The 11,860-nt window shown below is 52.6% G+C and carries 4 protein-coding genes; 3 read left to right on the top strand and 1 reads right to left on the bottom strand.

Going from position 1 to position 11,860, the window contains the following annotated elements; translation table 11 throughout:
* Positions 1 to 70 precede the first annotated feature (70 nt).
* The 3 genes from K1718_RS16955 (at position 71) to K1718_RS16965 (ending at position 10,985) form a co-directional block, all read left to right on the top strand.
* On the top strand, positions 71 to 1,609 hold the full coding sequence (locus tag K1718_RS16955) for a trimethylamine methyltransferase family protein (protein ID WP_265681459.1): 1,539 nt from the start codon (positions 71 to 73) through the stop codon (positions 1,607 to 1,609).
* Positions 1,610 to 1,976: 367 nt separating this feature from the next.
* Entirely contained in the window at positions 1,977 to 9,602 is a 7,626-nt protein-coding gene (locus K1718_RS16960; RefSeq protein ID WP_265681458.1) for a type I polyketide synthase, read from the top strand.
* Between the two features lie 24 nt (positions 9,603 to 9,626).
* Positions 9,627 to 10,985 (top strand): aminotransferase class I/II-fold pyridoxal phosphate-dependent enzyme, encoded by a 1,359-nt coding sequence (locus K1718_RS16965; RefSeq protein ID WP_265681457.1) that lies wholly within the window; start codon positions 9,627 to 9,629, stop codon positions 10,983 to 10,985.
* Between the two features lie 53 nt (positions 10,986 to 11,038).
* Here the strand turns inward: K1718_RS16965 and K1718_RS16970 are convergent, their stop codons facing one another.
* On the bottom strand, positions 11,039 to 11,848 hold the full coding sequence (locus K1718_RS16970; protein ID WP_265681456.1) for an SDR family NAD(P)-dependent oxidoreductase: 810 nt from the start codon (positions 11,846 to 11,848) through the stop codon (positions 11,039 to 11,041).
* Positions 11,849 to 11,860 lie beyond the last annotated feature (12 nt).

Here is an 11,860-nt window from a genome sequence, read left to right on the forward strand (position 1 = left end):
ATCTGATGCCCGGTAACAAGTGTGCCTGATCGAGACTACGCCAACTAAAATTGATCCTGGGAGACACGAAATGTCTGACGCCGCCCCATCTGGCCGACGCGGTAGAAACGCCCGTAGAGAAAGGCGCCAAGCCGGCCCCGGCGCAATGGCTGTTCCATTTATCTCACGAAATATTCCCAACTATGAAGTCTTGACCGATGAAGGGGCCGCTCGGATCGAGGCAAATACAGACAGGATTCTTGCCGAGATCGGACTGGAGTTCCGAGAGGACCCCGAAGTTCTCGAAATCTGGAAGTCCGCCGGTGCTGAGATCGATGGCGAACGCGTTCGTTTTCCGAAAGATATGCTCCGAGAAATCCTTAAATCGGCACCATCGCAGTTCACCCAGCATGCGCGTAATCCTGCTCGTAACGTCGAAATTGGAGGCAATAACCTTGTTTTCGCGCCGGTTTACGGACCCCCATTCGTAACAGATCTGGACCAAGGCCGCCGCTACGGCACCATTGAAGACTTCAGGAATTTCGTAAAGCTCGCCTACATGTCACCCTGGCTGCATCATTCCGGAGGCACGGTCTGCGAGCCTGTGGATTTGCCGGTCAACAAACGCCACTTCGATATGGTCTATTCACATATCAAGTATTCCGACAAACCCTTCATGGGCTCTGTGACAGCTCCTGAACGCGCGGTAGACTCGGTAAAAATGGCGCAAATCGCATTCGGCGAAGATTTCGTCGACCAGAATTGTGTCATGATCCAGCTTATCAATGCCAACTCCCCGCTGGTCTTCGATGCCACAATGCTTGGGGCCCTAAAGGTTTATGCCCGGCACAATCAGGCATGCATCGTCTCACCGTTCATTCTTGCTGGTGCCATGAGTCCGGTTACTGTCGCCGGCACTCTTTCCCAGGTATTGGCCGAAGCGATGGCCGGCTGTGCTTTGACACAACTTGTGCGGCCTGGTGCTCCAGTTGTCTTCGGAGCCTTTGTCAGTTCCATATCCATGCAGTCCGGAGCACCCACTTTCGGAAGCCCGGAGGGATCATTGCTTCTAAACGGGGCCGCAAAACTGGCCAGAAGGCTTAACCTTCCCTTCCGTTCCGGCGGATCATTTACCGCGTCAAAAAGCCCTGATGCACAGTCAGCGCAAGAATCTGCCCAAACGATTCTTGCGACGGTTCAATCAGGTGTGAACTTCGCGCTCCATTCCGCAGGTTGGCTTGAAGGCGGTCTTTGCTCTTCCTACGAGAAGTTTGTCATGGATGCAGATCAACTTGGCATGATGCACGTGCTTGCAAAGGGCATCGATATCTCCGAAGAAAGCCTGGCAATGGACGCCCTGGAAGAAGTTGGACCGGGAGGACATTTTCTCGGAGCCTCACACACCCAGCGAAATTTCGAAAGTGCCTTTTATCGCTCCACGATCGCCGACAACAACTCCTATGAGCAGTGGCTTGCAGACGGTGAACTGGATGCTGCAATGCGCGCGAATTCACGATGGAAGGAACAGTTGAGGTGCTATTCAGGACCGGACATTGACCCTGGGATCGACGAGGCCTTGCTGGAATTTATGGCAAAACGCAAAGCATCTTTTCCAGACAGCAACGTTTGAATTGTATTTCAACCATCGACAAAGGACGCCCGGCAATCTGCTAGGCGTCTTTTTTTGTGCAAATTCATAGTGCTTGCTGCAAAAAACTGATGCACGTTAGCAATAACTGAAGGAAGACCTGCGGATTTTTTGCATAATGTCTTCCAGAAGTTTCCAGCTTGAGTTAAAGGTTCCCATTCATTGCGGGTTTCTGATGCTGGAAACGCTCAGAAGCATGCGATAAGCTTGTGCACATGTATTCGGGGATCGGTTGTGCCAGGCAGGTTTAAAGCTTGAGGGAGCTGTTTGAGATGCGAATTCGCTGACCATTAATTTATTAAATACCTCAATGACTTGACCGATCTCGATAAATAAAACAGGTTGTTCTGTGGCGTCTCTTACCTCAAACATAAACATTCTCGGTTATTCTACGCGTCTCCCAGGTGCCAATGATTCTGGTGAATTCTGGTCTCTTTTGAAGAATGGCGAATGTGCAGTGAGTTCCGTATCGCCGGAACGCTGGCCGCTGACACGTTTTTCACATCCTTCACAATCCACTTCCGGAAAAACGTATACTTGGGCAGCCGGGCAACTTGATGATGTCTGGGGCTTCGACCCATCATTTTTTGGCATTTCCCCACGGGAAGCGGTCCAAATGGACCCACAGCAAAGATTGCTTCTTCAGTTGGTTTGGGAAGCACTTGAACATGCGAATATGCGTCCGAGCGATCTGGCTGGTTCAAATACCGGGGTTTATGTAGGCGCATCCTCATTGGATTACCACCATCGTTTTTTGGTGGATCCTGCAATGGCCGACATGCAATTCATGACCGGCAATACGCTGTCCATTGTCTCAAACCGTATTTCTTACATTTACGATCTTAGGGGCCCAAGCTTCACCGTTGATACAGCTTGTTCCTCCTCCATCGTCGCCTTGCATGAAGCCGTGTCCGCCATCGAAAGTGGACAGATTGACACCGCTATTGTTTGCGGCGTCAGCCTGCTTCTCAGTCCATTTGCCTTTGTCGGCTTCTCAAGGGCGACAATGCTCTCGCCGACCGGTCTCTGTCAGGCTTTTGACGCCAACGGCGATGGATATGTGCGTTCGGAAGGTGGCGCAGTACTGGTTTTGCGGGCAGACCGCGCAGGAATACCAGAAGGCTCCAAAAGCCACGGAAAATTGCTGGCAACCGGGATTAACGCCGACGGAAGAACAGTAGGTCTGTCGCTGCCCTCTCCCTATGCCCAAGCAGATCTGCTTCGGGAGATTTATGACGGTCTGGAAATAGATCCTTCAGAACTTGCCTTTGTCGAAGCGCACGGGACTGGAACGCGAGTTGGTGACCCGGCTGAAGCAGACGCACTTGGCAAGGTCATTGGCCAAAAACGAAGCGATGTTCTTCCGATCGGCTCGGTGAAAACAAATGTTGGTCACCTTGAGCCCGTGTCTGGCCTGATAGGCTTGCTGAAATCCGTCATGGCGCTTCGGGAAGACACTTTTCCGAAGTCCCTGCATTTCAACACGCCTAATCCGGATATCCCTTTTGATGAACTGAACCTGAAGGTCGCCGATCAAGCCGTTTCGCTTGAGCGAAATGGGAAACGCAGACTGGCGGGGATCAATTCCTTCGGCTTTGGCGGTACCAACGCTCATGCCATCATTGGTGACCCGGACCCGCTTCCCGTTCTACGGAAAAAGAAATCAAAGCAATCGCTTACGGCTGAAGCCCCACTTGTCGTCAGCGCTCGTTCCAAGGAAGCGCTTCAAGAGCTGGCCGGTAGGTATCTGGACTTTCTATCAGACGAGCCAAATGAAAGTGTTGCAGACCTGATTTCGACGAGCGCTCACGCCCGTGATCTACTGTCAGAACGGCTTGTCGTTCTGGGAAAGACGAAGTCGGAAAAAGCGGATGCTCTTCGTGCATTTTCTGAAGACGGAAATGAAAGTGACAATCTGATTGCCGGAAGCATCATCAAGCCTGATGCCAAGGTTGGGTTTGTCTTTTCCGGGAATGGTTCACAATGGGCTGGTATGGGCCAAGAGGCCTATCAGGCAGACATTGCATTCCGGAATTCTTTCGACAAGGTCGACAAGATTTTCATGGGGCTCAGCGGATGGTCCCTTGTCACCACACTCTTTGCAGAAGATCTGGAAAGCGATCTGGAAAGGTCCGAGGTCGCGCAACCGCTTCTGTTTGCAATTCAGGTTGCCATTGTAGAAGCCTTGCGGGACAGAGGCATTGAGGCCTCGGGCACAACCGGTCATTCAGTCGGTGAGGTTGCGGCTGCTTGGTGTGCCGGCGCGCTTGATCTTGAGCAGGCCGTTAAAGTCATTAGAGCCCGATCAAGCGAACAGGAGGTTGTCCGCGACCTCGGTTCTATGGGAGCATTGCTGCTTCCAGCGGAAAAAGCTGTTGAAGCCATCAAGGAGAGCGGCTTACCCCGTTTGGAGCTGGCGGCTGATAACAGTCCTCGCAGTGTCACCATTTCGGGCGATAGTGAGAGCCTTGACGCGTTTGCCAAATTCGCACGGAAAAAGAAATGGGCCATGCGGAAGCTCAATCTGGCATATCCCTTCCACAGTGCGCTTGTTGACCCGATTGAAAAACCACTATTGGCGGCTCTCAAAGGCCTGAAACCCTCGCACGCCGCTCTTCCCTTTTATTCGACGGTGACGCCAGAGTTGCCCGACGCCAAGGTGTCGGCCGAGTACTGGTGGAAAAATGTGCGCCAGCCCGTGAAATTTGCAGCTGCAATTGAAAACATGGCAGCCGACGATTTCTCAGTGTTGGTTGAAATTGGCCCCAAGGCCGTATTGGGCACATATGTGAATGACGTCCTGCGTTCGAAAGGCAAGAAGGCCAAATTCCTGGAAACGCTGAAGGAGCCATCGAAGAGCTCTGAAGCGAGTGAAGGCAATCCACTTGACCGGATTGCCGCGTCGATCCTTGCAAATGGTGGCGTTACCGAACTTGAAAAATATGTGGGGCCGAAACCTGCGCGTTTGCGCCCACTTCCTTCCTACCCCTGGCAAAATTCGGAATATCGGCCAGAAAACAGTCCTGAGCACATTGATTTTATGTTTGGCCAAAACTGGCCCTTGCTCGGACACAGGCTCCGCAAAGACACTGCGGAATGGTTCAACCATATTGACAGCGGCTCTCTTCCCTTCCTTCAGGATCACAAGGTTGAGGACAGTGTTGTGTTTCCCGCGGCCGGTTATATCGAGATGAGCCTTCGCGCGGCTTTGCGCTGGACGCAGGGCGAAATAATTGAATTGCGAGATTTCGACATTGTTCGTCCTCTGGTGATTGAAGGCGACGAAGTCTGGGAAACGCAAGTCAGAATTTCTCCCGACGACAGTGTTGTTGAAATACTGTCAAGGCCAAGGCTCTCCGACAATGACTGGTCCTTGAATGCCCGGGGAACCTTTATCACGCCATCGACTTCGTCCCGGACACCGTGGCTCAAGACTGGCGAGCAGTCGGTTTCCCAGTTGAGCCATGACGAACTCTACAAGATAACGGAGACCTTCGGCCTGAATTACGGGCCTGCATTCCGTCGCGCCGACAAAGTCGTAAAGCATAGCGATACAACTGCGACTGTCTCCCTTCTTGGCCAGGATAGCACTGTTGAGCCGCTATCATTTGCTCTTTGTCCAACTCTTGTCGATGCCGGTTTCCATGGTCTTTTCGCCCTGCTGGACGGTGTTGAAGATATCCCGCAAAATACGTCGTTCCTGCCAATCAGATTGGGTACGCTTCGGCTTTTGGCGCCGGACACCAGACCGACCACCGTTCGAATTGAAGTCACCAAAGCCTCACCTCGATCAATCGAGGCAAGTTTCGAGTTTCTCGACGCTGATGGTCTGACTGTCGCTCGTCTGAACAAGTCTCGATTCAAAGCTGTCACACTTGGGCAGGATGTGAGGCCGGATGACCTGGTTTACCGGCAGATAGCATCCATTCTTCCGGAGAGTGATCGAACATCTCCGCTAGAACAAACGTTCAAGGGAATTGAGGCGCTGGCAGCAGACCTCGGACTTGCAGGTTCTGATAATGAGGAGCTTGATGACAGCCGAGTGCTGATTGAGGCACTTGGCAGAACGATTGCCCATCAAACTCTCTTCAATAAGTTCGGCACTCGAATTGTCCGGGTTCCGGATTTGATGGCTTCCGGCGAGTTGCATGAAACCTCGGGTCCGCTTGCTTCCACTTTATTCCTATGGCTGTGCGAAAGCGGCCTTTGCAACGAAGGTGAAAACGGCTTCGACCTCAAGAACCCTGAAGAATTTCCGTCTTCGGCAGAACTGCTGCAAGCACTGACAGACGGCGGTGGTGAACACATAGCCGAGGCCGCCCTTCTTGCACGTCTTTGGACAGGACTTGAAACTATCCTATCCGATGGTTTGGAGGACACTGCCAACAAACTCTATTCCTCCAGCCTGTTTGAGGCCTACAAGGCTTCTTCGCCTGGGAAACGCGCTTTGACCGACGCGCTCCAGAAATGCGCACTGAAATCCGTAGAGACTTGGCCGAAAGACCAAGTGCTTCGGATTTTGCTTGTTGGTGCAACAAGCGCGCTTGCCGCAAATCTCGACACAGTCCTAGATCCGACACATATGGCCCTGACTGTGACCGATGCGACTTCAGCGCAAGTCGGGCGCGGTGAACGTCTTTGGCAAGGTTCGTCTGCAACTGAATTTGTCGAGCCAACAGAAGCCGACTTCAAGTTTGACAATTATTTCGACATCATACTTTTCGATACGTCTCTTGCAGACATCGAAGCTGAAACGCTTAAACGGTTTGCGAGTTCAGCATTGACCAATGGCCTGATCCTTGCGGCTGAGGCTTTGCCACACCCATTGATCGATATGATCATGGGTGTTGGAAGTTCCTGGTGGGACGATACGGCAACGGCGGAATTCCCGGTAACCAAGCAACAAAGCGACTGGACCAAACCACTGGAAGCCGCAGGTTTCCGATTGGTTGAAAGTGTACCGCTAAAGAGTGCACAAATCGAAGCCGACTTGATTGCCGCTCGTGCGCCTGAGAGTGTTTCTGATGAGACCACGAACGCCGACTCAGCTGCTTCAAACGCTCAAGAATTACAAAAATCTTACCTGCTACTGACCGATGCAGATGGTACTTCACATCGGCTTGCCGAGGGGCTGAAGTCTTGCCTTGAACGCAATGGTCACACGGCAACCCTGTTGGTTCCTGGCGAAGTTACAGAAGAACTTGGTGAGGACATATGGAGTGCGGCACTCGACGCAGACAAGCTGAGCACATCCCCCGATGTCGCCTTGAACAAGCTGTTGGCCGATCATCAAGGACGGGTCGTTCATTTATTGGGCTCATACGCCGACGACACAGATGCACTGAAATCTGTTGACACAAGAGCCTACAGCCTCATGGCTTTACTCAAGGCACTTGGGCCGAATACTGGCGAATTTACACTTGTTTCTCCGGCCGGTGCTCAGGACATTGCAGGTGGCAAGTCTGCAGTGCCCAGTCAGGCAGGGATCTGGGCATTTGGCCGGGTAGTTATGAACGAGTACCCTGATGCCAACTTGAAACTGATCGATGTCTCTCCAGACCTGGAACCGGGTATAGCGGCGGCACGCGTTGCCGACGAAATACTGATCGAGAACTGCGAGAGAGAAATCGTCCTAAACAGCGAAACTCGATCAGGTATTCGGCTCCTCAGAGGTGGTGTTCTGCCGGAAGCAACTCTTCCGGAAGGTGCTCGACCGGCAATGATGCTTGATATCCAGAGGCAAGGGTCGCTGGATCAGCTGAAATGGCAAGCCGTTGAACGCAAGCCCTTGCAAGGAAGCGACGTTGAGATTGCGGTCGACGCCAGCGGATTGAATTTCCGTGACGTGATGTGGGCTCTTGGATTGTTGCCGGAAGAAGCGCTCGAAGATGGCTTTGCGGGGCCTACACTCGGAATGGAATGCTGCGGACACGTTGTCGGTTGCGGACCAGACGTGACACGCTTCCAGCCCGGCGACAAAGTTATTACCTTTGCACCTGCTTGTTTTGCAACACATGTCACAGTCGCAGAAGCCGGATGCGCCCCCATGCCTCGTACGGTTTCGCCCGAAGAGGCAGCAACAATTCCAGTGACCTTCCTGACTGCATATTATGCACTGGTGCATCTTGCTGAATTGTCAAAGGACGACACTGTCCTGATACATGGTGGCGCTGGTGGTGTTGGTCTGGCTGCACTGCAGATCGCAAAGTGGCGCGGTGCCAAAATTATCGCAACCGCGGGATCTGAAGACAAGCGCAACACTCTGACATTACTTGGCGCAGACGTCGTCCTCGACTCGCGCAGCCTGGCTTTTGTCGATGCTGTGATGGAGGAAACACGAGGCGAAGGCGTCGACGTTGTTCTGAATTCTCTCTTCGGCGAAGCGATGGAACGCAGTATAGAAGTGCTGAAGCCGTTTGGACGTTTCCTGGAGCTTGGAAAACGAGACTATTACAGTAACACGCGTATCGGTCTCCGGCCATTCAGGCAGAATCTGACCTATTTCGGCATAGACGCCGACCAGCTTCTGACGCGTCAGCCTCAATTGGCAGTCGACCTTTTTGTCAAGTTGGTTGAATTGTTTGAAGATGGCGTTCTAAAACCGCTCCCTCACCGCGTATTCGAAGCATCAGACGCAGTCGACGCATTTCGTCTTATGCAACAGGCCGGGCATATCGGAAAAATTGTGATCCGTCCGCCGCAGGTTCCAGAGGCAGTCGCCACCCAATCTGTCGTCGAGTTCGATGGCGACGCTGTTTACGTCATTGCCGGGGGCTTCGGTGGCTTTGGTGCAGCTCTCTTGCATCGGCTTGCCGATCATGGTGCCAGAAATCTCGCTGTCCTAAGCCGACGTGGCGCGACCAGTGACGAAGCTAAGGCCGTCATTCGTGAACTTGAGGAACGCAAGGTTTCCATTGACGGCATCTCATGCGACATCACCGATGAAGACGCTGTAAGAACTGCTCTCAGAGAAATCCGGGCTCGTGGAAAACAGATCAAAGGCGTCTTCCACACTGCGATGGTACTCAACGACGTCTTGCTCGCTAACATGGATCATGACGGTCTGACAAGCGTTCTTGCACCCAAGATTCGCGGCGCAGAGCTTCTGGACCGATTTACTGAAGACGATCCACTTGACCATTTCGTGCTGTATTCGTCTGCTACTACGCTTGTCGGAAATCCAGGACAGGCAAATTACGTTGCTGCGAACGGGTATCTGGAAGGCTTGGCACGCCGGAGGCGTGCAGAGGGCAAGCCTGGGCTGGCGGTTGCCTGGGGTGCAATCTCCGACGCTGGGTATTTGGCTCGAAATGAAGACGTCAACGAGATGCTGTCTCGCAAGCTGGGTCGTCATGCATTGACTGCCAAGGAGGCGCTTGACGGTCTTATGTCGCTACTTGCGCAGTCCGCAACCCATGACGTCTCACAGGCTTCCGTCGGTTTTGCGCGGATCGACTGGCAAGCTGCCCGCAAAGACCTAACGCTGGTTGGAACACCACTGGTCAGCCTGTTGGGACTTGGCGACGAAGACGACGCCGGCGCAGATGGGATGGTTGATCTGGCAGCAATGCTTGAAGGCATGGATCAAGTTACAGCCGCACAAACTGTCGCCAAGTTGCTAGCTGCCGAAATCGGTAAGATCTTGAGGATTGCACCTGAGGAAATTGATCCGCACAAGCCTTTGTCTGATATTGGCATGGATTCCTTGATGGCTCTGGAGCTGCGCATGAGCGCCGAACGGCAGTTGGGTATCGATATACCGCTTATGTCTCTTGCGAACGGAGCTACACTCATCGATCTTTCTGGTCGGGTCGCCAACCGTGTGCTCGGCGAAGAAAATGCAACAGGCATCTCCGACGAGACACAACAACTTGCAAGCTTGCATATGGACGACGAACGGCCGGAAACAGAAGATCTTTCAGACGTTGCAGCAGAAGTTGAAAACAAAAGCCGGGAACTTGGTTCTTTCCTGTAACCGGCAACATAAAGGAATACCGGAATGGGCGCAGACGATCGCGCCAAGCTGATGGACAGCTTGAAAGCAAACCGACGCTCCACAAGGGGGCGCGCCTCAGATGCCCCTGCCCGCAAAAAACCGGCGGCGCCGAAGCGCAAGGTTTACGACTTTAAGGAACTTCCGCAAATCAAGCAGCTGCAGATGCACAAGGCCGCTGCTGACATGATGGGTATTGAAAACCCGTTTTTCAGGCCCCACGACGGATTGGCATCTGGCACGAGCGTAATTGAAGGCAGCAACTATGATAATTTTGCATCCTACAATTACATTGGCTTGAACGGTCATCCAAAAGTGAATGCGGCCGCCACAGCTGCAGTCGAACACTTTGGAACAAGTGTTTCGGCCAGCCGGATTGTTGCTGGCGAGCGACCATTCCATGCGGAACTCGAAGCCATTCTTGCACGCATTCACGGTGTTGAGTCTTCGGTGGTCATGGTGTCGGGCCATGCAACAAATGTAACTACGATCGGTCACCTGATGCACAAAGGAGATCTGATTTTGACAGATTCCTTCGTGCACAACTCGATTGCCGAAGGCGCCAGGCTCTCCGGCGCCACACGCATGAATTTCCCGCATGACAACCTCGATGCATTGGAAAAGCTCTTAGCTGACCACAGGCACAAATTCGACAAAGTGCTGGTGATCGTCGAAGGCCTTTATTCAATGGATGGAGACTTTCCGGATCTCAAGCGCGTGATTGCGCTCAAACAGGCTTACGATGCCTGGCTAATGGTTGACGAAGCCCATTCTATCGGTGTGTTGGGAAAAACTGGCAGAGGCATTTCTGAACATTTCGACATCGACCCGAATGAAGTTGAAATATGGATGGGAACGCTTAGCAAGACATTTTCGTCATGCGGAGGCTACATTGCTGGCTCGAAAGTCCTTTGCGACTACTTGAAAGTCTCAGCACCCGGATTTGTTTTTTCAGTCGGAATGTCCGCGGCATTGGCTGGAGCGGCCATTGCGTCAGCTGAACTGATGCTTCAGGAGCCGGAGCGCGTAACAAAACTTCAAAAAAACGGGGCACTGTTCTTAAAGCTAGCAAAAGAAGCGAACCTCAACACAGGACCCAGTGCCGGCTATGCTGTGGTGCCTGTCATTGTCGGCGATTCTGCGAGCGCAGCAACACTGTCAAACAGATTGCTAGCAAGGGGAATAAACGCACTACCGATCATCTTCCCAGCAGTTCCAGAGAAGTCAGCGCGCATTCGCTTTTTCATTACTAGTGAACACACTCCAGAACAAATCGAGCGGGCAGTTCAAGCAACTGTCGAAGAACTTGACGCCATGCGTTCAGATGGCACCGCTGTCGACAGACTCATCAAGGCTGCCAGATAAAAGATAGAGCCATCTAAAACTGCGCAGCACTCAATAAACTTAGGGCTCGCTTACTAAGAGCCCTTTTTATTGAGATATCTTGGGTCCTGTTCAATATCAGCCTCAAAACCGCCGAGGAATAAGTCACCGATCTTTGCCGGCAACAGGTTCTGCAAGCGGATTGCCATCGCCAGAATGAAGGGAAAAGCGTAAAATGCTTGTTGTCGATTTATGGCACGCCGCATATGTCGAGCCGCCTTTTCGGCTGATATTTCAAATGGCTTCGCCCCTTTGTGACGCTCAGACATCGGTGAAGTCACAAATCCTGGACAGATAATCGTCACAGCAACACCAAATGGCTTCAACCAACCGCGCAGCGCATGGCCGTATGCAATGACCGCCGCCTTGGTTGCGCTATAGGAAGGCATGTCCGGCAGTGCGCGCATACCTGCCAGCGATGACATCAGCACAATCTGGCCTTTTCCACGCTTCTGCAGCGCGCCAACTGCCCCAGTTACAGTGTTTACAACTCCCTTGTAGTTCACGTCGATTTGCCGATCGCTATCCTGGTCACTTTCTCTCGTTCTGTTGGGACCAAGGCCTGCAGTCACGCCTGCGTTTGCGATGACGAGATCGATTGGATGACGCCCATCAAGGTCATGCAAAAATTCATGTATTTCTTGACGATCGCGAATATCGATCGCTGCAATTTCACCATCCGAGCCGAGTGCGCGTATCTCTTGCAATAAGGGATGCAAGCGCGCTTCATCCCTTGCGATTAGAGCGAAATAGACGTTTTCCTTCGCGAATTCACGTGCAAGCGCTTGCCCTATACCGCCACTTGCACCCGTCAAAACGATGACCCTGGTATCCCTTATTGTCATGCTTCAAAGTCC

The organism is Roseibium porphyridii, assembly GCF_026191725.2.
Lineage (GTDB): Bacteria > Pseudomonadota > Alphaproteobacteria > Rhizobiales > Stappiaceae > Roseibium > Roseibium porphyridii.